We start from the raw sequence: 25,466 nt of genomic DNA on the forward strand, positions 1-25,466 counted from the left end.
GACATTTTAATAATTATTAACACATTCATTCATGTTTGGTTGTTTTGTCTTTGGATGACATTGACATTCTACTTTATCTTTAAATGACATCTTCTTTTTGGATTTAATCCATTTGTCTTTTTCCATTCTGTACCACATAACAACGGCGCGTATCACGATATCAATACCGATTGCTACCCAGACACCTGCTATCCCTAACTGCATTTGAATTGCTAAGAGATATACAAAAAGTGTTCGAATCAACCACATCACAATCGTTGTTAAATACATAGGGTATTTTGTATTTCTAGCACCTTGATATGCTCCTGTAAGAATAAGCAATATCGCTAGAAAAGGCTGGAATAATGCTGCTATTTTTAGTGCAATACTTATTTCAGATACAACTACTGGATCTTCACTGAAAAAACCGCCTATCCATTCTCCAAGAATAAATAATAATACTCCCATGAAAACCATAAATACAGCTGATAGAATGGAGATTAATTTTGCATAACTTTTAGCTTCTTCATAATTACCTGCTCCTACTTGTTTGCCTACAATAATAGTTGCGGCAGCAGCAAAACCATAAGCAATCATATAAGAAAATGTCTCGATATTCCCTGCTATTTGATGTGCTGCAAATGTACTTGTACCTAATGCAACAATGAAGCCAAAATAAACGACCTGCCCTATTCTCATTGCCAGGCGCTCACCTGCTGCTGGAGCACCTAAACCTAAAAGCTCTTTTTGATAAACCTTATCAAACCTCCACCAGTTCTTTTGAAACATAATCTGATTATTTTTCTTAATATATAAAATAAGCACAAATGTACCAACCAGACGTGCAATTACTCCGGCTAATCCAGCCCCTACGATACCTAGTGCAGGTATAAACAAGAAGCCAAAGATAAAGATATAATCCAAAATAATATTGACAATATTTGCAATAATAACTGCTTTCATTGGTGATTTTGTATCTCCAACTCCCCTTAAAATACTACTCATCACAAACATATAAGCCATGAGTATAGAAGGAACAGCAACAATTCTAAAGTATACTACACCAATCTCTAACACTTGTTGTTCTACACCAAGAAGGCTTAAAAGAGGTTCTGCAAAAATCAGTGTTAACATACCTGTTAGGCCACCTACAATAGTGGTCAAAATTACTCCTTGCTGTGCAACTTTTGAGGCACGTTCATAGTCGCCTGCACCAGTTGCATTAGCCATTAACACATTGACACCAACACCTATTGCCATAAAAATTGCAAAATAAATTGCTAGTATAGCGTTCGTTACCCCAACTGCAGATACTTCATCCAAACCAATTTGAGCAACAAAAAATGTATCTGCAAATCCTAGCATCGTCTGAAAAAAGTTTTCTATTACAGCCGGAACCGCTAATATAATAATTATTTTTATCTTATCATTGGTACTTAGCCCTTTCTTTAATGTTTGATCTGCAACATTCATCAAACAGCCCTCCATTCAATCTAATTACAGGAGCTTTTCATTAATATATTTAAAGTTTCCTTAAAAACATAATATCATACCCCCGTATAGTATTCAACAAGAAAAAATTTACAGAAAATAATTTTGCATTACTTTCATTTCTCATTGTCCTCAGCGTTGAATTTTTAATAATTTTAACAATTCTATGAACATGAACTTTTTATTTTATTTAGGTGTTATAATAATGCTATATATTTTATATGGTAAGGAGTTGTCTATTTGAAAAATCAAATAGTGTTTGTTTGTTTGTTTCTTTTGGTTATTTTAGCAGCTTGTAACAGTAATACTAATCAATCATCTGAAGTAGATGTTAAATCATTAATACACGATTACAGCACAGATCAAATAAGTGCTACCTCTGCTTCAGTAGATACTAGCCAATTAGTAGTTGAAAAAGATAATAAAGAAGTCAATTATGATTTACCTGATGATGAGTTTTATGTATCGATTGCTCCCTTTATCAATGAAACACACCCATGTACATTCCATAGTCTTACAGGATGTCAAGGTGAGCTAGTGAATACTCCATTTGAAGTTTATATCGAAAATGCCAATGGAAATGTACTTATTGATGAATCGATTGAATCCTTTGACAACGGCTTTATTGATTTATGGCTACCAAGAGATCAGGAGTTTAAAGTCATTATTACTTTAGATGACAAACAGGTAGAATCAACCATATCTACATTCGAGGATGACCCAACTTGTATTACGACAATGCAACTTATTTAAATTTGATAGAAAGCATTTGTGAGTTTGAAAAACCCTAGAGCTAGGGTTTTCTTTTAATAATAAGAATATCATTAGAAAAACTTTAGATTGGGCAATATGTGGCTTTTAAATAAGGTTTGATTAAAAATACCATGTAAACTCGTGTTTTACGTTAAATAAAAGAATCCATTTTGGAAAAAGATTAATCAAAATGGATTCTATAGTTCGAGTAAAGCATAAAATAGTGAAGTTATACTTATTCAATTAATTGAAGCTATTATCAATAAGGAGTTTTTACCCGGCACAGCATGATAATTTTGATACATCTTTATCAAATGTAAGAGCAGCTAATTTTAAACCCTCTGCCATTGTTAAATACGGTGCAAGACTTTCTTTTAAATCCTCTACGGTTAATCCAAACTTAACGACTAATGTAGCTGCATAAATCACATCTCCTGCATTTTCAGATACAATATGAACTCCAAGCACTTTCAATGTTTTTGAATCAGCAACAAGCTTAAAAACCCCTGTTGTTTCATGATTTACTAACGCTCTTGGAATGGTGTCTAAAGGCAACACAGATGTTTTGACTTCATATCCCTTTTCTTTTGCTTGTTTTTCTGTTAAACCAACTGTTGCAATTGCCGGATTTATAAACGTTATGCCAGGAACAACAGACAAATTTAATTTTTTATTTAACCCACGAATCGCATTGTCAGCAACAATTCCACCTTCATAGGCTGCTACATAAACAAATTGAGGTCCCAATGTTACATCTCCTGCTGCATAAACCTTCTCATTACTTGTCCTAGCATAATCATTTATCACGATTTCTTTTCGTTTTCCAACTTCAATACCTGCTGCACTTAAATTTAAAGAATCCGTATTTGGTTTTCTCCCTGTTGCCACAAGTAACTGCTCTGATTCCACAACTTTTTTCTTACCATTTACCGTTACGTAAATCTTTTTGTTTCCTCCAACTTGTTCTACCCACTCAAAGGTTGCCCCTTTCACAAGATTTATACCCTGTTCAACTAAAGCCTTTTCTACAGCTTCTGAAATCTCTGGGTCATATTCTTTTAAAAGACGTTCACTTCTTTGCATAAGCGTTACTTCTGAACCTAAATTATGAAATAGTTGCCCAAGCTCCATTCCGATATATCCTGAACCAATAACCGTTAAGCGTTCAGGCACCTTTTTTAATTCAAGTAGTGTTGTACTTGTTAGATAATCCACTTCTTTAAGTCCTGAAATTTCCGGTAAAGAAGGAGAAGCACCTGTTGCAATTAAAAAGTGCTTTGCAGAAAGTTTCTCTCCGTTGACTTCAATTGTATTTTTATCAATAAATTTAGCTTCACCCTTAATTAAATCAAAGCCATATTCATTAATTAAATCAATGTATTTTTGGTGCCTAAGCCTATTAACCAATTCATTTTTTTGCCTGATTAAAGGTGCTAATTCTACATCTCCCGCGGAAATTTGCAATCCTTTAAATGGATTCACCTTAGCCAAATGATTGATTTTCCCAGCTCTAAGAAGTGTCTTTGATGGAACACAACCTGTATTCACGCATGTTCCTCCAATGGTTTCACGTTCAATCATGACTACTTTCGCCCCATATTCAATTGCTTTAATCGCAGCCGAAAAAGCTGCACCACCAGAACCAATGATAAGTAAGTCATAATCCCCTTCATTACCTAGCACCATATTTTCTTGTGATGGTACTTCTTCTATTTCTCCAGGTTGATATTTTGCTTCTTTAATCGCCTTGTTTGCAGTTTTAACTCCAATATTCTCAGGTAACTCAAATACTGCTTCACCACGACGAAAACTAGCTTCAACATTATTAGCTCCTATATTTTGAAGTGCTAATGCTACATGCTCTTCACAACCTGTACAAGTCATTCCGTGAATGTTTATCTTAAATTTATTCATTTACTCATCATCCTGTTCTATATTTTTTCTTATTCCTTTTATTGTTCCCCAATCAGTGTTTCAATTATTGGACATTCATGTAGTTGTTTTTCATCTGGGCACCGTTGTTTTAAATCTTTTAGCATGACTTCAATTCGCTTTAAATCTTCTATTTTTTTTTGTACTTCCTTTTCTTTTTTGGAAACAAATTCAAACATATTTTCACAGCGAACTTCATCTTTATCTACAATCCCAAGTAATTTATAAATTTCATTTAAAGAGAAACCAAGCTCTTGAATATGTTTAATAAAACCTACTCGCCTAACATCATTATCTGAGTATACCCGATAACCAGCATTTGTTCGAGAAGGTTCCTTTAATAATGATTTTTGTTCGTAATATCTAATTGTCTCTTTATTCACTCCACATTTTTCTGCAAATGCACTAATACGATAACTCACATATTTCACCTCCTATAAAAATAATAAACCGTGTATCTAGATACACAGTCAAGTATATTATTAAATTTTTTTTAAAGTATCCTACCAATTAGTTTAAGTACATTTATAAAAATAATATATGTAATTTTTGATAAATTCAGTATACAATTAACTGTTTGATTAAGTAAGTCCTTTATAAGGAACATCCGTTTAAATCAAAATCCAAATGGGGAAAATTACTCAAATATTTTATAAATATCACGTCTTTTTTACAATGGAGCGAGTAAAAAGTTGGGCATAAATTGAACATCAGACTTGATAGATATCATGTAACATGGAAAAAAGTAAAATACCCCTTTTTCATCGATTAATGAATTTTAAAATTGCCAGTATGAACTAATCACACTGGCAGCTTAATAATTCTTTTTTACATGTCTAACGCTATATTATGGACCATACTCTATTCTACCTTCACCTGTCCCATCATGCCGTTGTCTTCATGTTCAAGAATATGACAATGGAACATATACACGCCTTTTTGCTTGAATTGTATAGCTATTTTAACTGTTTCATCTGGTTCAATAGAAATACTGTCTTTCCATCCCCGCTCATTTTCTGGTGGTTCTTCTCCATTTCGAGAAAGTATTTTAAATTGAGCTCCGTGAATGTGAAATGGATGAATCATTCCGCCCATCATGTCAGGTTTATTGTAAATTTCCCACACTTCAGTGACCCCTTGATCTTGTGTGAAATCAATTCTTTCCGGATCAAATTTCTTTCCATTTATCGTTACCATATCCATCATTCCAAAGAGTTCCACGTTTTTTGTTACTGGTAAGTTCATCTCTTCTTCTGTAATTGAAATATCATTCATCTCTTCTGGAATACTGCTATCCTCTCCACTTTGACCAGAAACTTCAAATGGTAAAAGGATCGAACCATCCTCCTCATTTATTAACGCCAACCCATCTTCAGAGTTAAGCTGCGAAAAATCAATAATTATTTCCGCCCGTTCTGATGGGGTCAGTGTAATTTCATCTAGTGTCACTGGTTTATTCAGGAAACCTCCATCCGTTGCAACTTGCACAAAGGAATCCCCTGTATTCAATTTAAAAGTGTAATTCCTCGCATTGGACCCATTTAAGAGACGAAGACGAACCTTTTCTTTCCCTACGGTCAACTTCGGATTTAACGTCCCGTTTACCAATGACGTATCACCGATTGTTCCATCATCATTCATAGCAGCACTGTAATTCAATTGTTTCTGATCATCAAATGTTTTATCTTGGAAAATCAAGGGAATATCATTCTTTCCATACTCATTTGGCAATCCAAGACTCTTAGAGTTGTCATCTTCTATATAAATCAATCCTGCAAGTCCATTGTAAACCTGTTCAGAGGTTTTCCCTTCTGGATGGGGATGGAACCATAACGTCGAGGCTTCTTGTGTCACTTCAAATTCGATCAGCTCTTCTTCTCCTGGCTTTAATGAATTATGTGGCCCACCGTCTTCTTCACCTGATACTTCCAGCCCGTGCCAATGAAAAGTTGTCTCCTCATCTAACTCATTTATCGTTCTAATTTTCACCGTATCGCCTTCTTCAAATTGAAGCACTGGTCCTAAAAATGACCCATTGTATCCATATGTTTTCGTATTAGTACCATCGAATATTTCAGTCTCTCCTTCTTGTGCTCGAACAGTGTATACAACTTCTTCTTCATTATCGCTTTCAAGCAAAGGAGGTATTTTCAATTCATTTTCCCCTGTTGAACCATTTAAACTTACCACCTCATCATGACTCATATGACCATTCTCAATTGCATCATCATCCATAGATGAATGATCCATTCCTTCTTCCATGGAATCAGACTCTTGTTCCATATCTGAGTTTTCTTCAGGTGGTGATTCAACATTCCCTGCACAAGCCGATAAGACAAGTATTGTCAATAAAAAAATTAAACTTATTAATAATGATTTTCTTTTCATATACCATAACTCCCATTAAGAAAATTTTACATATTAATCCATCTTTAAAGGCTAACATTCAATAACACTTGACTATTAGCCAATTTACTTGATTCAAGAATTATATTTGATTATTGTTTCATCACTTAAATTACGATTATAGATGTTAACTTTTCTCCTTTCATTAGATACTTGATACCAATTTATGTTAATGATTCATTATCCTTATGACGTAACTATATTTTAAAACTATCGAGAATTTATCAAGAAAAAGTTAATGTTTGATGAATTACATAATTAAATATAATCATAAAATATCTAAATGGAGAATCATTTACAGTTTTAAACCCTTCACCTTAATGATAAATCTTTAATCATATATGGGGACTACAAATATTATGCAAAACATAGATGTACATTTCTTTATCTATTCCGGAAATCAACTAGAACGTTAAAAGTTATTAACAATCAACCTTTTTCCATAAAGGCGTTAATATACTTTGTGGATCAGAAGTGATTCGTCGATTGTATTTTACTCATTTACATTATCCATTAAAACGAAATCAGCTATTGCAGCGGTCACCTTTACCCAAGTCAGCTTTTTCTCACATTACTTTAATCTTTCAACTAGAAAAAACTGATTTTCACCTAACGGAAAACCAGCTTTTTCATTTTTATATTTAGACACTAAATTCATAACCTTAATCTTAAACAACTTCTTTCAAATTTTACAATGAAACTTTTGAACCTTTACATCTAAAGTTTTTCTTTACAGATTGAGCTTTTTTCCGAGTATAATAATAGCATTATACTATTAACACTTAACCTATATTTCATTTTCATACTAAATTTTAATCAATCTTCAACAATTGGGCATTAATTGCACAAATAATTGTACTTAATGACATGACAGCAGCACCAATAGCTGGTGTAATAACGATACCGACATTATATAATACACCTGCTGCTAGTGGGATGGCTATCACGTTGTAACCTGCTGCCCATCCTAAGTTTTGTATCATTTTTCTATAACTAGCTTTCGATAACTTCAAAATATTTAAGATATCAACAGGATCACTATTTACTAAAACAACATCCGCTGTCTCAATTGCAACGTCTGTACCAGCACCAATCGCAATACCCAAATCAGCTTCAGCTAAGGCAGGCGCATCATTGATTCCGTCACCAATCATGGCAACCTTTTTGCCACCTTCCTTCAGTTTTTTCACATTATCCGATTTATCATGTGGTAGAACCTCTGAAATAACTTTTGATAGTCCAAGTTTTTCACCTACATAATTTGCAACACGATTATTATCACCTGTCATCATAACTGTTTCAATGCCACTATCTTTTAATTGCTTGATAACTTCATAAGAGGATTCACGAATGATATCCGCTAAAGCAATCATTCCTTGCAATACATTGTCTCTTAATACAAAAACAACTGTTTTCCCTTGTTGGGCTAGCTTTTCATACGTTTCTTCATCGAAATCTATATTATTCGCTTTCATCGCTCCAGGGCTAATGACTGCGATTTCAGTTCCTTTCACATCAGCAGTTAATCCTTTACCAGTTAAATTTCTATAATTCGTTACCTCATATAGCTCTAAATTACGATTTTTTCCTTCCTTCACAATTCCTTTTGCAATTGGATGATCGGATTGGGTCTCAACTGAATAAGCTAACTTCACTAATTCATCTTTACTTACATTGTTACTTGGATGAATATCAGTAACCCCGAAGTTTCCCTCAGTAAGGGTGCCTGTCTTATCGAATACAACCCGATCTAGCTTTCGAGCATTTTCAAATGGGGTACGATTACGAATCAACAAACCATTCTTAGCAGCAATAGACGTTGATCTTGAAGTAACTAAAGGCATAGCCAGACCAAGTGCATGCGGGCAAGCTATAATCAGAACGGTAACCATTCTTTCTAGCGCAAATTCAAAATCCCCTGTCGTACTCCAGTAAGCAATCGTGATGATTCCAGCAACCACCGCCACATAAAATAGCCATTTTGCTGCAATATTAGCAAACCCCTGTGCTTTTGATTTGGTATTTTCCGCCTCGCTTACTAATTGAATAACTTGAGATAAATACGTGTCATTTCCAATTTTATTTACCTTAATTTTTAATACACCTTCACCATTAACGGCCCCACCTATTGCTTTCATTCCAGGTCCTTTTTCCACAGGAACGGATTCACCTGTTAACATAGATTCGTCGACGGTAGATTCTCCTTCAAAAATTTCCCCATCAATGGGTATTTTTTCTCCTGATTTAACTAGAATCTCATCTCCAGGGTGTAATTCTTCAACAGACACTTCTACAATATTTCCGGACGCGTCAATTTTATGTGCCTCTTTTGGCATTAGTTTAATTAATTCTTCGAGTGCTTTTGAAGCACCCATTATGGACCTCATTTCTACCCAGTGACCTAACAACATAATGACAATTAACGTAGCTACCTCAAAATAAAAGTCACTGCCATCAATCAAGAAGGCTGTTAAGGTGCTATAAATATAGGCTGTTACAATGGCAAGTGAAATTAACAACATCATCCCTGGTGTTTTTGTTTTTATTTCATCCCATGCACCAAGTAAAAACGGTTTTCCACCATAGAAAAACACTATGGTAGAAAGTAAGAAAAGTACTATCGTGTTACCCGTAAAGTTTACTTCATAGTTGAATAACATTTGGATCATCGGTGACAGATAAGTAATCGGTATCGCTAACACTAAAGATACCCAGAAACGCTTTTTAAAATCATCTATCATATGCTCATGATGACCGGCATGTCCTCCTCCATGTCCGTGTCCCGAATGGTCATGACCATTATGATTATGATGCTCACGGTGATCATGGCTATGGTGTTCATGATCATGATGCTCGTGGTTATGATGTTCGTGATTATGGTGCTTGTGCCCATCGTGTTCACTATGGCTTTGGTTATTCTTCTTACTATCGTGATTTGCCATGCTATCAATCCTCCTAGTGAATAATTATGTTAAGATCATTTTCTATATAGTGTGCAATAGGTAATTTTCTTATTACTAAGACATCATACAAATTCCCCTGTCAAGGGTTATTAACCCACTTATATCCTACACCCCACACAGTTTTAAAATAGTCATCTATTGGAAATCCTGTTTGACGGATTTTCTCTCTCATATTCCGCACGTGTGAATCAACTGTTCTTCCCCCTGTTTCAGAATCAAACCCCCAAATCAAATCAATCAAATGTTCCCTAGCAAATACTTGATTCGGATTCTTCATAAAGTGTCCAATCATAATAAATTCTTTAGGCGTTACCTTGATTGGGTTAGTTTTATAGGATAATTCAAACTGATCCCTATTCCAAATTAAACCATTCACCTCAATATAACTCTTTGGTTCTCTTCTACGTAATATAGCTGACATCCTAGCCAATAATTCTTCTTCGTTAAATGGCTTTGTGATATAATCGTCTGCACCTAACCGCAATCCTTTTACAATATCCTCATGTTGGTCACGGGCAGTTAACATTATAATTGGTACATCAGAAATGCCTCTAATTTCTTGGCATAATTCCCATCCATCCATCTCAGGCATCATAATATCTAGTAAAACAATGTCAAATGTTTCTTGATTTATATAGGACAATGCTTCAGTAGCACCTAATGCTTCTTTACAAACATATTTATGAGGTTGTAAATACAACGCAATTAAATCTAACATTCGCTTCTCATCATCAACGATAAGAACTTTATTCATTTCTTTTCCCCCTTGCCAACTTGATAATGATACTTGTGCCCAGTCCTATTTCGCTTTTTGCTTCAATACTACCACCATGGGATTCAATAATTTCTTTTGAAATAGCTAGACCTAGCCCAGTTCCTCCACTTTGTCTTGAACGTGATTTTTCCACACGGTATAACCGGTCAAATATATATGGAAGATCTTGTGCAGGAATTCCTTCTCCATCATCTGTAGTTGTAATAATGATATACTGATCAGTCTGCTTTACCTCTATTAAGATTTTTGAACCTTCCTTAGAATGCTTTTTCGCATTATCTAGGATATTTATTAACACTTGTTGAAAACGTTCTGGATCAATATAAGCTTTTATTTCATCAAGGCAATTCACATGAAGTAATATTTTTTTCTCAGCTAACGCTGGTCGAATACGTTCAATTATTCTTTGAATAAGCTCACATAAATTCACTCGTTCGCGTCTAATCCGAAAATTATTTTGATCTATTTTAGCTAATTCAAATAAGTTCTTAATTAATACCGTTAATTGCTCTGTTTCTTCTCGAATTATTTCAACATATTCTTTAACTTGTTCTTCAGACGTACCTTGACGATTAATGATATCTGCATATCCTTTGATATATGTTAATGGCGTCCGCAGCTCATGTGACACACTGGCCAGGAACTCATTTCTAGCCTGTTTTAGTTCTTTCAACTCCTGTGATAGCTTGGTGATGGAATTAGCTAATTCACCTAATTCATCTTTCCTTTTTGTATGTAGTGCTATATTGTGTCTTCCCTTACTTAATTGTTCTGTCTCTTCTTTCATTTTAATTAACGGTTGTGTAATAAATCGAGACAAAATAAATATAGTCATAATTGTTAACAACACAGTGATAAAGCTAATTATCAAAAACTGATTGCTAAGCTGATCAACTGTTCTTTTTACATAACTTGTATCGGCAAACATAAACACATGCCCCTTATGTTCCCCGCTTATTGTAATCGGACTATCTGTCACGATATAATTTCCTTCACTCCACCTATCTTCAACTATTTTACCTTCTGTAGGTATTTCTTCATCATTAGTATGTTCTACCACATTAATCATTTCTTGTTTTACAGGGTCAGATGAAATAATAATCTCACCTTTCTCATTTGTAATGATAACGATAAATTCAGACGCTGATTCCATAATACCGACATGTTCTAATGTAGGTTGATCGAAATGATCTTCTAAAACGTCACGATGTGTGTTCCCGCGTGCCAGCAGACTATTCATAACTTCATCAATACGATCATTTACTAGGTTCGTATATAAAATAAAAAACAAAAAAGATTCAATAACCAGAATAAATACAAAAAACAGTAATCCAATTTTAAAAGATAATTTATTAAACATACTACACCTCTATAACCAATAAGTAAGTGTATCCAACACACCAAGAATTAAAAGTAACAAACCAGCAATCTTTTGGGTGACAGCTCCTATTTTTCTACTTCTTTTTAATATGGCACCACTTGCACCAAAATACCAAATTAAAAATATAACAATCAATAGCGGAAGAGAAGTGCCAATTCCAAACACAGCTGGAAGGACTGCACCATACGAAGTTATCAATACAATTGGCATTAATGTTAAAAGAAAGAGCACAAACATGGTTGGGCAAAAAGCTAATGTAAAACTTACTCCCATTAAAAAGCTGCCTAAATAACTATCTTTAAGTACCTTTGTGGGAAAATGAAAAATACGCCATGTTTTCTTCCATTGAAATATCCCAATCATAAATAACCCTACTATAATTAGCATTGGACCTATTGCTTTACGTATAATGGGTAGAATTTGTGAAAGCGTGCTATATACCTCTCTACCTAACAACCAAACAATAATCCCTAGTATAGAATAAACTACGACCTTCCCTAAGACAAATAACAATACATGCAACCATGGAACTTTATCAACTAATGATTTATTACCATAAATCGTAATTGCACTGAGGTTACTTGTAAGCTGACAAGGTGCAAGAGCTCCAATCACCCCAAGAAAAAAGGCAAATAATAATGGTAAATGTTCTAAACCATTAGCGAGATCTATTATTGGTTCCATTAATGTGTTACTTATCTGGTTAAATAGTTCAAACATATATATTCAACTCACTATATAATAATTTTATCACTTGACCTTGGTAATAATTAAATGATTTTTTCTTTAACTTCTTGATATATGTGTCGCTCCGAAAAAATGAGAATGAGGCTATCTTGATAATATACCGTTGCAAAGACATGTTTAAGAAAAAGTATATTTGTTAGGATGGTAAAGCTAACTATCTACATCACCTTCACTTATACTACTGTTCACTTTCAAATCATTACTCTTTTTTTCCTTTATTATTGATTTTAGTCGTTCATATTCCAACTCGTTAATTTCACCTTTAGCTAAGCGTTCTTTAATTATTTGTAATGGTGTTCTCTTTTTATCTCCTTTAATAAAACTTGCTATTAAAAAAATACCAAAACTAATTAATCCTATCCAGAAAATAATCATTAGAATCACTGTCCAAAATGATCCATACCCATTCATCATATGCAATTTACATCACCTTCTCATTTGGTCTATTATCATTTATTATAGCTTTTATTTATCAAGAAAATATGCAGGCCTGCCAAGAAAAATGAATTCCCCTGTTTTACAAAGCTGAATCTTTACTTTATATCAGATAAATATTAAATAATCTTTAGAACTTTAGACAATCTGCACATAAACTGCAAAATAATAGGGTACTGTAACAATGAATTCAAAATAATGAAAGGAGCAACATTAAATGGCAATTAAAAAAATTATAATAGGGTTAGTATCTTTATTTACAATCTCCGTACTATCCGCATGTGCGGGAGAAACGGAAACGGAAGATACAAATAATGAAAATAACACGGAACAAAACTCCGAGGAAAGTACACAGGACGATATGGAAGGCATGGACCATTCCGAAATGCATATGTCTGGCTCTGGAGATGTACCCGAAGGTTTAAAGGAAGCAAACAATCCAACTTATGAAGTTGGCAGTCAAGCTATAATTGAATCGGATCACATGGAAGGTATGAAAGGTGCTGAGGCAACAATAGTAGGAGCCTACGATACCACAGTTTATACAGTTTCTTATATACCCACAACAGGTGGTGAGAAAATAACCAATCATAAGTGGGTCATTCATGAAGAATTAGAAGACCCTAGTGAAACACCGTTAGAATCTGGTGATGAAGCTATTATAAATGCTGATCATATGGAAGGCATGAATGGGGCAACAGCTGAAATTGATTCAGCAGAAGAAACCACGGTATATATGGTAGATTTTGTTTTAACTACAAATGGAGAAGAAGTCACAAACCACAAATGGGTAACAGAAAGTGAATTATCCTCAGTAGAATGAAATTAGAATTAACTAGCATATAATTTCTAACTCACCTTTTTGTAAACAATACAATCCCATTTAAAAATATATTCAAGAGGAGGAAGATGTCCCCTCCTTTTGAAGGGTTATAAGCAAATTACAGAAGAAATCTTCTATAAAAGATATCTTCTGTAATTTTTTGTCTTCTTTTATTGAATACGATAAAAGGATTTGATATTTGACAAGAAAATTATTTCTATAATTTTTTATTCTGCAAAGAATCTGCATAACTTCCCATTACTATTAAAAAAATATATTCAAATGGAGTGTTAAATTTATGTACGATTCATGTCCTATAAATGAAAAAAATCCCCAAATAAATCCAACTGGATTACATTGTATGATAACCAGTAGTTATTCTGTTACTATTCCAAAACCCATTAGAGATATTTTAAACTTAAGCCCTGGAGATGAGGTGATAATTAGTTCAAAACATAAATCTAATGAATTAATAGTGCAAAAATTTAGTGGAAATTCAATAGAAAATATAATGATATTAAATGAAAGAGGCTCATTTAGAGTACCAAAAGAATTTATTAAATTTCTCAATTTGGAAATAGGCGACATTTTTAGCCTATACCTTAATAGAGAGAAGCAAATCGTTTTGTTGAGAAAACAATCATGAGATAGGCAATTCAATCGTCAAGCTAAAGACAGTTGTTTTCAAAACGTTTCCTTCTTCTATCAATTTTTTAGAACTTTACGAGGTACACGAAAGAGGCTTCATAAAAATAAAATACTGTCGATTATTGTTATAATCTTTATACAATACTGTAACATATGATCACATTTTGTAATCTTTATGTAATTTTTTTATGATTTCTATTGTGATATGCACATGCTAAAATCTATTTAAGAGCGAAAAATCTATTACATAGAATTTCAAACTTAACTACAAAATAACTAGAATTTCTAACATTAAAAGGAGGAACACTTATGGCAACACCCAATCTTAGAGTGAAAAAATATGTACTTTCAAGTGCACTTGCTACTTCTATAGCATTAACTCCATTTTTAGGAGATAGTGTGTTTGCAAGCGCTGGCGAAGGCTCTTCTAAAGGCGATATTTCTATTGAAGAAAGCAACTTATCCAATTTTCAAGTAGAGCAGCAACCACCAACTACAACTGAAATTGTAAACACATCTATACTCCAACAAGGCAGTGTAGGATCTGAGGTAGAACATGTACAAAATACTCTACAATCACTTGGTTACTATTCTTATCAAGTAGATGGGGTTTTTGGTGATATTACTGCACAAGCAGTGAGAGATTTCCAAGCGGATCAAGGTTTGCAAGTAGATGGTATTATTGGGTCAAATACAAAGAATGCATTAGCATTACCTGCTGATACACCTTCTTTACCTCAAGACACCATATCTGAGACTAATGATGAGGAACTTGCCCTTGAAGAGACTGGAAATTCCAATGAATTAACTAACACAAATGTATCTAGTGAATCAAGCGAATCGGCAGCTATTTCCCCTAGTCATGATAATATTGTTGCTGCAGCAGAGAGTGTTCTCGGAACACCTTATGTATGGGGTGGAACTACTGCTTCCGGATTAGATAGTAGCGGTTTTATTCAATATGTATTTAATCAAGTAGGCATTGATGTTGCTCGTACACACCGTGATAATTGGGTAAATACTGGTGTACGTGTTAACTCTCCTAGTGTGGGGGATGTTGTATTCTTTGAAGGTACTTATGACGTACAAGGTGCGTCCCATAGCGGTATCTATATTGGAAACAATCAAATGATTCATTCCGGAGATAATGGGGTTGTCGTAGCAGATATTAGCATTGATTACTGGCAAAGTCACTATATTGGTGCAAAATCTTATAGATAATAAAAAACGATTGAAACAAAAAATGAGCCATCATAATTTGATGGCTTTTATAATACTCTCACACTTTTGTCAATTTTCTATTTTTATTTGCTTCTCTATACAAATAATACTATTCATGATAGCTCTCTGCTCTTGTTCTAATAAGTTAATTATTTTTATTAATTCAGGAATAGCATGATCTACCGTATACAGGTCATCTGCCATCAAACAGTAAGTGACCTTAACCAATTTTTCTTCCATTTCCGCAAAATACAATTTCCGATTCAATTCATGTGTTAATAAGCGGCCTTTTTCATTATCTTTAACCATCTAATTCCTCCTTCAATTAACCTATTTCCTAGCACATACACATAATTTTATTTAATTATATCGTGCCTTAAAACGGAAAGTCAGCATAAAAAAGGAATTTAAAACAAGTATTCGTTTAACTGCATAAGGCAGACCTATAAATAAAAAACAATGAATCCATGTGGGTTTCCTATTATTAGAATCATCTTTTTTATCTAGTTATAACGAAGAATAATAAAAAATGATTATTTTCACTCTATAATCAACCAGTTCCTATCTTTCTCCAAGGTCAATTCATACTGTGAAAATTGCACTGCCTTTATTGTCTAATCTAAATATCTCACTGTTACCCAGGCCTTTATTTGGTTCTCTTTATACAGGGTTGATTAACTCAGAAAAAGCATATTCTTGATCAATTAAGGGCAAAGCATTATCTTTTACATAATAGGCAAGTTCACTAGATAACATATATTTTTTATGAAACGATTCCTCTTTATTCTACAATCATCTAGTTTTCACCTTTCAATATGAAATAAACATATACATATACTATTCTCCTGTTTCAGCAAAACGTTTGATTCTTTTCCCTATTTCATCACGAACCCGTTGAAATACAATCCATTTTTCTTCTTCATTCCCTTGAGCTTTGGCTGGATCATCAAAACCCCAATGGTCACGTTTCACTTGTGGCGGTGTCATTGGACATTTATCCGCAGCGTCTCCGCATAAAGTGACTACAAAGTCCGCATTGTTTAAGATTTCCGGGTCGATAATATCAGATGTTTGGTTCGAAATATCAATATTGACCTCTTGCATTGCCTTTACTGCATTGGGATTTAAACCATGTGCCTCAATACCTGCACTTTTCACTTCCCAAGCATCTCCAAGATATTTTTTCGCCCAGCCTTCAGCCATTTGGCTTCTGCAAGAGTTTCCAGTGCATAAGAAATAAATTGTTTTTTTAGACATAATCATTCTCCTTGTTAAAATAGAATCAGTGTTAAATATAGTCCTACTAATGTAATCAATAAGATAGGAAGGGTTAAAATAATACCTGTTTTAAAATAAGTTCCCCATGAAATCTTAACGCCTTTTTGTGATAATACATACAGCCATACTAATGTTGCCAGAGAACCAATCGGTGTGATTTTGGGACCTAAATCTGATCCAACTACATTCGCATAAATAAGTGCTTCACGTAACACACCAGATGTATTTGTTTCCGCAATGGCTAATGCATTAATCATTACGGTAGGCATGTTATTCATAATGGAGGATAGGAATGCTGCAATAAATCCCATGGCAACCGTTCCAACAAATAAACCTTGGTCAGCTACGGTTTGAATCATACTTGCAAGTGCCGATGTAAGCCCTGCATTCCCTAATCCATAGACCACCACGTACATTCCAATGGAGAAGAATACAATATTCCATGGTGCCCCTTTAATTACTTCTTTTGTATTAACAGCGGTACTGCGTCTTGCCATCAAAATAAAGAAAATCGCAATGACCCCAGCAATAATAGAAACAGGTACATTAACAAATTCACTCGTAAAGTACCCAATTACTAATATACCAAGTATAAGCCATGATAGGCGAAACATTTTTAAGTCCCTGATCGCCTCATTTGGTGTTCTTAATTTTGATACATCATAATCTCTAGGTATGTTTTTTCTAAAATAAATTAATAATACCGAAATCGTTGCGATTAAAGAGAATAAATTTGGAATAATCATTCTTGAAGCATATTCGACAAAACCGATACCAAAGAAATCGGCTGAAACGATGTTAACTAAATTACTAACAATAAACGGTAAAGATGTCGTATCAGCGATAAACCCACTTGCCATGATAAATGGAAAAATCATTTTTTCTTTGAAATTCAAATGACGTACCATCGCAAGTACAATCGGTGTTAGAATGAGTGCTGCACCATCATTCGCAAATAAAGCTGCGACAATTGCACCCAAAATGCTAATATATACAAACATCTTTATTCCATGCCCTTTTGCTATCCGTGCCATATGTAATGCTGCCCATTCAAATAATCCAATTTCATCTAATACTAATGAAATAAGAATAATGGCGACAAATGATAATGTTGCATTCCAAGTGATGCCAATAACTTCAAGTACATCACTAAATCCCACTACTCCTACGAGTAAAGCAATAATAGCTCCTCCCATGGCAGACCATCCAATATTTAAATTCTTTGGCTGCCAAATGACTAGGACTAGGGTTAAAACAAATATTATAATGGCGAGTATAAGTGTTGCTGACAAAATAAGACCTCCAAACCTAACAACAAGAAATTCGTGTGCCTTTCTCTTCCAGTTCTTTTAATTTATCATCTTGATCGGGTAATTGATTCAAAATCGGTTTGATAAATGAATAATACTCACTCTTACTATTAACCGTATAAAATATCCATTGTCCTTTTCTTTCTTCCTTCACTAACCCCAAATCTTTCAGTTTGCGTAAATGTTGGCTAATGGATGGTTGACTGGACTGAAATATTTCAACGAACTCACAAACACAACAAGTTTGTTCATTAATTAATTTCAGCATAGTCAGCCTTGTTTTATCGCCAAGTAATTTTAAAATACCAGCAGCTTTCTCCAATTCAATTGTAGTTTGCAGCATTTAAATCCCCCTTTTTATGAAATAATAATATAAGTATATAACTATACACTTATATATTCAAATAAAAAAATTTAGTGCAATCTTATTTCCTATTCTTTTAATTCCTCATAGGCTTCCATAAAATGTTGAAAAGAAATGTTTCCAAACGTATTTTCATCATTGCGAAATAGACGATCAAACGTGATTTCCTTTGCCTTCTCTAAAGTACATTGTCTGCTGTTCATAAGCAAAGAAAAATATGCCATAAAGTATTCTTTGCTTAAATCTCCGCCTTTATTAATAATCATTCAGACCACCTCCAAAAAGGGAGGGAAAGTAAATGATACTTTCCCTTTGTTTTTTATTTCAGCAACACGAATTGGCAGCATTTAAATTCGTACTACATACACCAGTTTCAGGTAATTCCAGTTCGACTTTCTCAGAGGCTTCATAATCCCCCGATAAATAAGCTACAATGGATCGAACCTGTTCATGTCCAGTTGCCATTAGGAATGTTGGTGCCCGACCATAACTTTTTGCTCCCACGATATAAAAATCCTTTTCAGGTTGTCGCAATTCTTTTTCTCCATGCGGGCGTACTGTTCCGCAACTGTGTATATTTGGATCAATTAAAGGTGCAAGGTCTTTAACACTTTCTGTTGCTGTATCAATACGGGTTCTCAGCTCACTTGAATTGGAGAAGTCTGGACGATTGCCAGTATTAACAACCATCTCATCTATATCTGAAATCGTTGTTAACTCTCCTTTCGATTCTCCTATAAGCTCTATTTTGCCTTCTTTTTCATGTATACGTTGAATTCTAAAAGGAGTAATTACTTCAAATGTATTTGCATCTACTAAATTGTGTATATGACTTCCTAATGCTCCTCTTGCCTCAAGTGCATCCAGTTCTTCTCCTCCAAATGCATCTTTTACGCTGTTTTTCCTTAAAATCCATATAATTTCCGTTGCAGGATGTTCTTCTTTTAATTTTGCTAATTCCAATAACGAATTAATAGCAGAATGACCACTTCCGACAACAGCAACACGTTTGTTTAGATAACGGTCCTTATCTTTACCAAGAATATCTGGAATGCCATAGAAAATTTGATTTTTTATATCTTTCTCTTCTTTTAACCATATTCCATTTGAATTTGCAGGATTAGGGTTTCCCCAAGTTCCGGTCGCATCTATGACTGCTCTTGCTTCAAATTGTACCAGTTCGTTACCTTGTTCTGCATAAATCACAAAAGGTTGTTGATCTCGATTAGCTGTTTTCATTTTATCTGTATTTTTGCGGCTAATGGAAATAACCTTAGTATTCATAAACAAAGAATTTTTGATTTCTGGTGTATTCGATAACGGTTTTAAGTATTGGTCAACTAACTCTTTACCAGTAGGTAATTCATTTTGATTCGGTACATTCCAATCTTGTTTTTTAAGAAGCTTCAATGCCGTCTTATCAATATTATATTTCCAAGGTGAAAAGACTTGGACATGCCCCCATGTTAAAATATTCTCTCCCACTTTAGAGCCGGATTCTAATAAAATAAAAGGTTGGTCGTAACTAACTAAATGGGCTGTCGCGGCAAGACCTACTGGTCCAGCACCAATGACTGCAATAGGTAAATGTTTGTTATATTGATGATTGCTTACTTGTTGTAGTTCTTCTTGCGGTTGACAACAATTTGTTTTAATTTCTATAGGTTTCACGTTCATCATCCTCCTAAATTTTCACTAATTATTTCTCCATTGTTATCCTATCTTCTTTATAAATTCTGTTTTATATGCTTTATTACGAACTTACTATCAGAGCCTCCCCCTCTTAATGTCGCAGAAGAAAAAGATCGTTGCCCTTCAAGTCCAACATAATAAAGTCCGGGAGTATTTTGACTGATACCAGCTTTCTGTAGTGGTCTTCCCTCCACATCAAATTTTTCTATTGTCTTTAGATATCCAAAATCAGAACGATATCCTGTAGCGAAAATCACAGTGTCTACAGGCTCTTGGTTGCCTTCTGACCAGACAACACCATCAGAATAGAAACGTTCGAACATCTTTTTTTGATTAGGGTTACCAACTTCTAACTTTTCTTTGTATCCAGCCAAATCAACTGTTGAGCTAGGAATTGGAACTGCTTTTCCGAACCTCCAGAAAGGAAACTTATCAAAGCCGATTGCCTTCACCCAATAGTGTAAATCTATTCCTAATATTTTTTGTTTTACTAACTGCACAGACTTACGAACTGCAAGTGTAGTGTTACTCACTTCTGATAATTCCATAGCAATCTGAACAGCTGAGTTTCCACTTCCAACAACGATTACTCTTTGACCAATATACTGATCAGGCTTTTGATAGGAAGAAGAATGAAGATAATTGCCACGAAAAGTATTCATGCCATTCATTTGTGGTAAATAAGGATTATGAAAAGAACCGGTAGCATTAATAATCGTTTTTGCTTTATAGGATTTTCCGTCAGAAGTTTCAATAGAAAATCCTTTTTGGTTACGACTGACCTCATAAACCCGTTGATTAGTTAAGATGGGCAATTTAAAACGTTTGGTGTAGGTGTTCAAGTAACTTATAACATCTTTTTTGGTTGGATAACCTCGCTTGTCATTTTTCATTCTCATGCCTGGTAAAGAAGATAAACGTGCAGGAGAAAAGAGCTTTAAACTATCATAATAATAAGACCATGAACCAGTTGCTTGCGTATTTGCCTCAAGTATTAAATAATTCAATCCGTATTTTGTTAAGTAATACCCCGACGCAAGGCCAGCCTGTCCTCCACCAATGATGATAGAGTCATAAATCATTTTGTTCCTCCTTTTATTTGCAAAATGCAAGCATTATTTTTTTATAAATTTATCTATCTTGGAGCAGGAGCACAGCAAGAACCAATTTTACCCATTGTATTATTAAGTAGCTGAATAGAGCGAAGCACCGTTTCTTTTTCAAAATCAGTCATATGGGCAAATATTTCTTCTAAATAAGTATTTATCTGTTCGTCAATGATTTCAGCTATATTCGTTCCTTCCGCCGTTAACTCAAGCGTATGAATACGGCGATCATTTAGACTTGGTGTCTTATTAACTAAATTCATTTTTATTAAAGATTGAACCTGACGACTAAAAGTAGTAATATCCGTCCCTAAGGCTTCTGCAACTTCTTGGACAGACGGAGCGAGTTGACGATTGATTTCATAAAGAATATGGCTTTGAATTAATGAGATATCAAGTCCATCTGCTGAACAACAATTTTTATTCAAAAGACCAAATCGACGTGTTATCATTTGAAAAAGGTCACGAGTATTTTCCATATTTAAATCACCTCTTTTATTTGTTATACAATATTTATTTGCAAAATGCAAGTAAATTTTATTAATTGAACTTTAATAGGTTAAAGTTTAACATAATCAAGTTGCCATAGCATGTAAAATGTAATTTGTAAAACCATGATCTTCGATTGTATAACCTTCTGCGGTAATATGTGCATTGACTAATTTTATTTCTCGTTCGGCTTTTAAAAATTGTTCTTCAACTTCTTACTTCAATATCATCCGCTCGCTAAATATCCCAATAAAGGTTATAGCGTCGAAAAAATGTTTTCATATGTAAGTTAATGCAACTTTGTTCATCTGACCTTCTCCTGCAATTCCATAGTTCCAAAGTTTTTTTCCATGTTCGGAATCACATATTTTAATTACATCTAGATTACCTCTTTTCTTCATAATTTTATTTTTCATTTAATAGAGCTACAAAAAAACTAGAACAAGGAGAGGACGAGAATGAGAAACGTTCATTGTAAATCACTCCTATTATTTTTTAGCTAACATCAAAAAAGCCATCTGTCGGTTAATACCGATCAAATGACGTTTTAAGTGTATTTATTGGTTTTGTAATAAAGGTTTATAATTCTATAAAAACATGTAGTCTGTTTTGATTACTATTGTTTTTCCAATAATGAATTTCTATAATTAGTTGGCGAGACTCCCTGATGTCTTTTAAACTTTACAGAGAATTGAGTACTGTCACTATACCCAACTTCTAAGGCAATATCTGTTATTGATAATTCTTTAAAGAAAAATAACCTTTTGGCTTCTTCCATTCTTAGTTCGTGTATATAATTTAAGGGAGTTTTTCCCTTTATTTCTTTAAAACTACGTTGTATATAGTAGGGATTTTTATTCAAAATATTACCTAGCAATTTTAAAGTTATCTTTTCTTTATAGTGTTCTTGTATATATTTCAGTACATCTTTTGTGATTTCCTCTTTATATCCTAGCCAATCCATTTGATTTGACTTACATCTAGTACAAGGTCTGAATCCTTCGTTAATAGCTGAATTTAAATCTTTATAGATAATGACATGTTTTGGGTTAGGAGTTCTAGCTGTACAAGAAGGACGACACACTGTTTTGGTTGTCGATAAGGCATAATAAAACATACCATCATATTTTTCATCGTTATTTTTGATTGCTTTCCATTGTTCCTTGTTCAATTCAATCTCTCCTTCTAAATTCGGAGTCAATATCTATAATGCTATATTTTAAAAGTTCATGTACAGTTAAAACAAAAGGTCGGTTGTGCACATCTACCTCCATTATGTGAAGGAGATTATTATATGAATTTTATTGAAAAATTTCAATCCGTAGTGATTTTGATAGCTGTAGGAGTAGGACTATTTTTAGGACAGTATAGTATCTTTGAAAAGAATGCAGAAACTTTTATTCTTCCATTTTTATTATTCATGCTGTATGGGTTATTTTTAACTATTCCATTACAAAACCTTAAAGCTGCTTTAAAAAACGTAAAATTCTTAGGTACAAGTACTGTACTTAATTTTGTATGGACACCAATGTTAGCATGGGGATTAGGAGCAATTTTTTTATCTGATCATCCAGCTTTATGGCTCGGTTTTATTTTATTTCTTGTTACTCCATGTACAGATTGGTATTTAATCTTTACATCCATTGCGAGAGGGAATATGTCTCTTTCCACATCGGTATTACCAGTTAACTTAATTTTGCAAGTTATGTTGCTGCCGGCTTATTTATTCATTTTTGCAGGCACAATGGAGACAGTTGGGTTATCCACTATAATAGAAAGTATCATCTTTGTCTTATTTGTCCCATTTTTACTAGCCAATATAACACGTTATTTATTTAATAAGAAGAAGGCATTCTTAGAAAAGAAATTAATTCCATTTTTTTCCTTATCACAAATTGTATTTTTGTGTTTAGCTATTGTAGCAATGTTTGCCTCGCAAGGCTATTATTTAATAAATAATTTGGAAGTGATCTTTTTAATCCTTATTCCACTTTTACTATTTTTCATAATAAACTTTTTTGTTGCTCAAACGGTAGGAAAAGTATTTAAGTTTAGCTATGAAGATACAGTAAGTTTAAATATGACAACTATTGCAAGAAATTCACCTGTTGCTTTAGCAATAGTAGTAACAGCTTTCCCAGACCAACCACTAATTGCTCTTGCACTTATAATTGGTCCCTTAATAGAATTACCAGTATTGGCGATAGTATCTCAAAGTTTATTGAGAATTAGAAAACTAGTAAAGTAAATGTTCTTTAGTTTAATGTAAGAATAATCTCCTTTCGAGGTTCTATATTTTCTTATCTCATCTTTCTATTTATTAAATTGCATAAAAAGAGAGAACCGATAGCAAAGAAAGTTCACATTAAATCACTTGATTTCTCATTAGATAATCACACTTAAAACGTCATTTGAACGGTATTTACCGACAGATGACGTTTTAGGTGTGATTATAGATATATGTAATTTTCTTTACATCTATTCAAATCTATAGCTTTTACTGACCTTAAGTTACTGCCTATATATACATGTTATAATTAATAGCAAATTTAACTATAATGAAAGTTTCCTTAATTTGCTCATAATAATATCTCGATAGTTTTTGCTTTTACATTTCTTGCTGCTGAATTTTTTCAGCTATATATTTTGCATCATCACTAACACCATATAGAAGGGCTGAGCTTCTTTTACTCTGCCAGCTTAGCCCTATGAAATACAATCCAACTACATTAGTAACACCAAAACAGTGTAACGGTCTCCCGTGACTACTTAAAGCTCCTTCGATTTGTATCCATGAATAATCATTGCGATAACCAGTTGCCCATATCACATTTTGAACCTGTTTAGATATACCATTATTAAAGCATGCCTTACCTTCTTTAATTTCTATTAGCCTGCCTACGATTTCTACATTTTTTTTAACCGTTTTATAGTCATTTCCTATTAACGGCTCTCTTTCCCTTAATATTTTTCCTATAAAAGAATTTGGCTTTGCCCGACCAATTCGGAATTTTTCTAACCACCAAAAGAGACTTCTTCCAGCAATAACCTGAGGAACACTTTTCATTGGTTTACTTTGGGACAATGTAACCTGATGTGTTTTATTTAATTCCGCCGCAATTTGAACGCCTGTATTACCTGCACCTATGATTAAAACATTACCTTTAGGTATTTGGGAAGGGTTACGATATTTAGAAGCATGGATATCAAAACTTGCTGTACCATCATGAATGTTTGGAACAAAAGGATTGTAAAAAGCTCCAGTGGCAACAACTATTTGTTTAGCTTTATACGTTTTACTTTGAGTGATTACTGAGAACTTTTTCTCCCCATTTTTTGATAGTTTTATGACTTTTTCATTATGAACTATCGGCAAGTCATTCTTTATTCTAAATACGTTTAAGTAATCTGCCATTTCATTTTTATCTGGAAAGCCTTTTGGATCTCCTCGAACATGAAACCCATGTAATTGGCTGTAATTCCTAGGAGTAAATAAGCGTAATGAATCATAACGTTTTCGCCAAGAAATGCCCGTTTGCTCATTCTCATCAATAATTATAAAACTTACATTTTTCTGTTTTAGCGAATATCCCATAGCTAACCCTGCTTGCCCTCCACCAATTACAATAACTTCATATTCCATTGAATATCTCCCTATAAGAAATATTTTTAT

25 protein-coding genes are annotated in these 25,466 nt (G+C 33.7%); 5 read left to right on the forward strand and 20 right to left on the reverse strand.

Features of this window, described 5'->3' with window-relative positions; all coding sequences use genetic code 11:
* Positions 1–6: 6 nt before the first annotated feature.
* Positions 7–1,452, reverse strand: coding sequence for an MATE family efflux transporter (locus tag ACFQ19_RS05615; RefSeq protein ID WP_042533161.1), 1,446 nt, complete (start codon positions 1,450–1,452; stop codon positions 7–9).
* Between the two features lie 258 nt (positions 1,453–1,710).
* Between ACFQ19_RS05615 and ACFQ19_RS05620 the strand changes: the two genes are divergently transcribed.
* Complete coding sequence (locus tag ACFQ19_RS05620) at positions 1,711–2,223, forward strand: CueP family metal-binding protein (RefSeq protein ID WP_042533159.1); 513 nt, start codon at positions 1,711–1,713, stop codon at positions 2,221–2,223.
* 273 nt (positions 2,224–2,496) lie between these two features.
* Here ACFQ19_RS05620 and merA read toward each other — a convergent pair whose 3' ends face one another.
* The 8 genes from merA to ACFQ19_RS05660 form a co-directional block, all read right to left on the reverse strand.
* Positions 2,497–4,137: a mercury(II) reductase gene (gene merA, locus ACFQ19_RS05625; protein WP_042533157.1), complete on the reverse strand. Its 1,641-nt coding sequence runs from the start codon at positions 4,135–4,137 to the stop codon at positions 2,497–2,499.
* Between the two features lie 38 nt (positions 4,138–4,175).
* Positions 4,176–4,577 (reverse strand): Hg(II)-responsive transcriptional regulator, encoded by a 402-nt coding sequence (merR, locus tag ACFQ19_RS05630; RefSeq protein WP_042533153.1) that lies wholly within the window; start codon positions 4,575–4,577, stop codon positions 4,176–4,178.
* A gap of 439 nt (positions 4,578–5,016) precedes the next feature.
* Complete coding sequence (locus ACFQ19_RS05635; protein WP_042533150.1) at positions 5,017–6,543, reverse strand: multicopper oxidase family protein; 1,527 nt, start codon at positions 6,541–6,543, stop codon at positions 5,017–5,019.
* Positions 6,544–7,373: 830 nt separating this feature from the next.
* On the reverse strand, positions 7,374–9,503 hold the full coding sequence (locus tag ACFQ19_RS05640; RefSeq protein ID WP_042533148.1) for a copper-translocating P-type ATPase: 2,130 nt from the start codon (positions 9,501–9,503) through the stop codon (positions 7,374–7,376).
* Positions 9,504–9,603: 100 nt separating this feature from the next.
* Positions 9,604–10,278, reverse strand: coding sequence for a response regulator transcription factor (locus ACFQ19_RS05645; RefSeq protein ID WP_042533146.1), 675 nt, complete (start codon positions 10,276–10,278; stop codon positions 9,604–9,606).
* Positions 10,271–11,659 (reverse strand): sensor histidine kinase, encoded by a 1,389-nt coding sequence (locus ACFQ19_RS05650; protein WP_042533144.1) that lies wholly within the window; start codon positions 11,657–11,659, stop codon positions 10,271–10,273. The genes ACFQ19_RS05645 and ACFQ19_RS05650 overlap by 8 nt, the downstream gene beginning before the upstream one ends.
* 9 nt (positions 11,660–11,668) lie before the next feature.
* Positions 11,669–12,400, reverse strand: coding sequence for a cytochrome c biogenesis CcdA family protein (locus ACFQ19_RS05655; protein WP_042533142.1), 732 nt, complete (start codon positions 12,398–12,400; stop codon positions 11,669–11,671).
* 177 nt (positions 12,401–12,577) lie between these two features.
* Positions 12,578–12,841, reverse strand: coding sequence for an SHOCT domain-containing protein (locus ACFQ19_RS05660; RefSeq protein WP_042536130.1), 264 nt, complete (start codon positions 12,839–12,841; stop codon positions 12,578–12,580).
* A gap of 238 nt (positions 12,842–13,079) precedes the next feature.
* Between ACFQ19_RS05660 and ACFQ19_RS05665 the strand changes: the two genes are divergently transcribed.
* From ACFQ19_RS05665 to ACFQ19_RS05675, 3 genes are all read left to right on the forward strand, one after another.
* Entirely contained in the window at positions 13,080–13,685 is a 606-nt protein-coding gene (locus ACFQ19_RS05665; protein ID WP_042533140.1) for a YdhK family protein, read from the forward strand.
* Positions 13,686–13,983: 298 nt separating this feature from the next.
* A complete protein-coding gene (locus ACFQ19_RS05670; RefSeq protein WP_042533136.1) occupies positions 13,984–14,331 on the forward strand; it encodes an AbrB/MazE/SpoVT family DNA-binding domain-containing protein in 348 nt (115 codons plus the stop codon).
* 311 nt (positions 14,332–14,642) lie between these two features.
* The gene (locus tag ACFQ19_RS05675) at positions 14,643–15,554 is read left to right on the forward strand and encodes a C40 family peptidase (RefSeq protein WP_042533134.1); all 912 of its coding nucleotides are present in this window, start codon (positions 14,643–14,645) and stop codon (positions 15,552–15,554) included.
* A 69-nt stretch (positions 15,555–15,623) separates the two neighbouring features.
* On the opposite strand, the gene ACFQ19_RS05680 is transcribed toward ACFQ19_RS05675, so the two are convergent.
* The 10 genes from ACFQ19_RS05680 to ACFQ19_RS05725 form a co-directional block, all read right to left on the reverse strand.
* Positions 15,624–15,863, reverse strand: coding sequence for a hypothetical protein (locus ACFQ19_RS05680; RefSeq protein WP_042533132.1), 240 nt, complete (start codon positions 15,861–15,863; stop codon positions 15,624–15,626).
* Between the two features lie 528 nt (positions 15,864–16,391).
* Positions 16,392–16,811: an arsenate reductase (thioredoxin) gene (arsC, locus tag ACFQ19_RS05685; protein WP_066186216.1), complete on the reverse strand. Its 420-nt coding sequence runs from the start codon at positions 16,809–16,811 to the stop codon at positions 16,392–16,394.
* Positions 16,812–16,825: 14 nt separating this feature from the next.
* Positions 16,826–18,124: an arsenic transporter gene (locus tag ACFQ19_RS05690; protein WP_042533125.1), complete on the reverse strand. Its 1,299-nt coding sequence runs from the start codon at positions 18,122–18,124 to the stop codon at positions 16,826–16,828.
* A 16-nt stretch (positions 18,125–18,140) separates the two neighbouring features.
* The gene (locus ACFQ19_RS05695; RefSeq protein ID WP_042533123.1) at positions 18,141–18,485 is read right to left on the reverse strand and encodes an ArsR/SmtB family transcription factor; all 345 of its coding nucleotides are present in this window, start codon (positions 18,483–18,485) and stop codon (positions 18,141–18,143) included.
* Positions 18,486–18,574: 89 nt separating this feature from the next.
* Positions 18,575–18,772 (reverse strand): hypothetical protein, encoded by a 198-nt coding sequence (locus ACFQ19_RS05700; protein WP_042533122.1) that lies wholly within the window; start codon positions 18,770–18,772, stop codon positions 18,575–18,577.
* Between the two features lie 58 nt (positions 18,773–18,830).
* Entirely contained in the window at positions 18,831–20,177 is a 1,347-nt protein-coding gene (locus ACFQ19_RS05705) for an NAD(P)-binding domain-containing protein (RefSeq protein ID WP_235817428.1), read from the reverse strand.
* Between the two features lie 56 nt (positions 20,178–20,233).
* Entirely contained in the window at positions 20,234–21,280 is a 1,047-nt protein-coding gene (locus tag ACFQ19_RS05710; RefSeq protein WP_042533120.1) for a flavin-containing monooxygenase, read from the reverse strand.
* Between the two features lie 53 nt (positions 21,281–21,333).
* On the reverse strand, positions 21,334–21,783 hold the full coding sequence (locus tag ACFQ19_RS05715; protein ID WP_042533119.1) for a MarR family winged helix-turn-helix transcriptional regulator: 450 nt from the start codon (positions 21,781–21,783) through the stop codon (positions 21,334–21,336).
* 96 nt (positions 21,784–21,879) lie between these two features.
* Entirely contained in the window at positions 21,880–21,972 is a 93-nt protein-coding gene (locus ACFQ19_RS20320) for a hypothetical protein (protein WP_434059225.1), read from the reverse strand.
* A gap of 437 nt (positions 21,973–22,409) precedes the next feature.
* Positions 22,410–22,964, reverse strand: coding sequence for an Ada metal-binding domain-containing protein (locus ACFQ19_RS05725; protein WP_078059879.1), 555 nt, complete (start codon positions 22,962–22,964; stop codon positions 22,410–22,412).
* 123 nt (positions 22,965–23,087) lie between these two features.
* Here ACFQ19_RS05725 and ACFQ19_RS05730 point away from each other — a divergent pair, with 123 nt between their 5' ends.
* Positions 23,088–24,041: an arsenic resistance protein gene (locus ACFQ19_RS05730; protein ID WP_042533117.1), complete on the forward strand. Its 954-nt coding sequence runs from the start codon at positions 23,088–23,090 to the stop codon at positions 24,039–24,041.
* A gap of 360 nt (positions 24,042–24,401) precedes the next feature.
* Here ACFQ19_RS05730 and ACFQ19_RS05735 read toward each other — a convergent pair whose 3' ends face one another.
* Positions 24,402–25,436: a flavin-containing monooxygenase gene (locus ACFQ19_RS05735; protein WP_042533115.1), complete on the reverse strand. Its 1,035-nt coding sequence runs from the start codon at positions 25,434–25,436 to the stop codon at positions 24,402–24,404.
* Positions 25,437–25,466: the final 30 nt, after the last annotated feature.

The organism is Oceanobacillus locisalsi, from assembly GCF_042675985.1.
Taxonomy (GTDB): Bacteria; Bacillota; Bacilli; order Bacillales; family Amphibacillaceae; genus Oceanobacillus; species Oceanobacillus locisalsi.

Coding starts and splice junctions, on each gene's coding strand:
- ACFQ19_RS05615 (WP_042533161.1), bottom strand. CDS start 1,452: ATGAATGTTGCAGATCAAACATTAAAGAAAGGGCTAAGTACCAATGAT.
- merA (WP_042533157.1), bottom strand. CDS start 4,137: ATGAATAAATTTAAGATAAACATTCACGGAATGACTTGTACAGGTTGT.
- ACFQ19_RS05635 (WP_042533150.1), bottom strand. CDS start 6,543: ATGAAAAGAAAATCATTATTAATAAGTTTAATTTTTTTATTGACAATA.
- ACFQ19_RS05640 (WP_042533148.1), bottom strand. CDS start 9,503: ATGGCAAATCACGATAGTAAGAAGAATAACCAAAGCCATAGTGAACAC.
- ACFQ19_RS05645 (WP_042533146.1), bottom strand. CDS start 10,278: ATGAATAAAGTTCTTATCGTTGATGATGAGAAGCGAATGTTAGATTTA.
- ACFQ19_RS05650 (WP_042533144.1), bottom strand. CDS start 11,659: ATGTTTAATAAATTATCTTTTAAAATTGGATTACTGTTTTTTGTATTT.
- ACFQ19_RS05655 (WP_042533142.1), bottom strand. CDS start 12,400: ATGTTTGAACTATTTAACCAGATAAGTAACACATTAATGGAACCAATA.
- ACFQ19_RS05660 (WP_042536130.1), bottom strand. CDS start 12,841: ATGATGAATGGGTATGGATCATTTTGGACAGTGATTCTAATGATTATT.
- ACFQ19_RS05665 (WP_042533140.1), top strand. CDS start 13,080: ATGGCAATTAAAAAAATTATAATAGGGTTAGTATCTTTATTTACAATC.
- ACFQ19_RS05670 (WP_042533136.1), top strand. CDS start 13,984: ATGTACGATTCATGTCCTATAAATGAAAAAAATCCCCAAATAAATCCA.
- ACFQ19_RS05675 (WP_042533134.1), top strand. CDS start 14,643: ATGGCAACACCCAATCTTAGAGTGAAAAAATATGTACTTTCAAGTGCA.
- ACFQ19_RS05680 (WP_042533132.1), bottom strand. CDS start 15,863: ATGGTTAAAGATAATGAAAAAGGCCGCTTATTAACACATGAATTGAAT.
- arsC (WP_066186216.1), bottom strand. CDS start 16,811: ATGTCTAAAAAAACAATTTATTTCTTATGCACTGGAAACTCTTGCAGA.
- ACFQ19_RS05695 (WP_042533123.1), bottom strand. CDS start 18,485: ATGCTGCAAACTACAATTGAATTGGAGAAAGCTGCTGGTATTTTAAAA.
- ACFQ19_RS05700 (WP_042533122.1), bottom strand. CDS start 18,772: ATGATTATTAATAAAGGCGGAGATTTAAGCAAAGAATACTTTATGGCA.
- ACFQ19_RS05710 (WP_042533120.1), bottom strand. CDS start 21,280: ATGATTTATGACTCTATCATCATTGGTGGAGGACAGGCTGGCCTTGCG.
- ACFQ19_RS05715 (WP_042533119.1), bottom strand. CDS start 21,783: ATGGAAAATACTCGTGACCTTTTTCAAATGATAACACGTCGATTTGGT.
- ACFQ19_RS05730 (WP_042533117.1), top strand. CDS start 23,088: ATGAATTTTATTGAAAAATTTCAATCCGTAGTGATTTTGATAGCTGTA.
- ACFQ19_RS05735 (WP_042533115.1), bottom strand. CDS start 25,436: ATGGAATATGAAGTTATTGTAATTGGTGGAGGGCAAGCAGGGTTAGCT.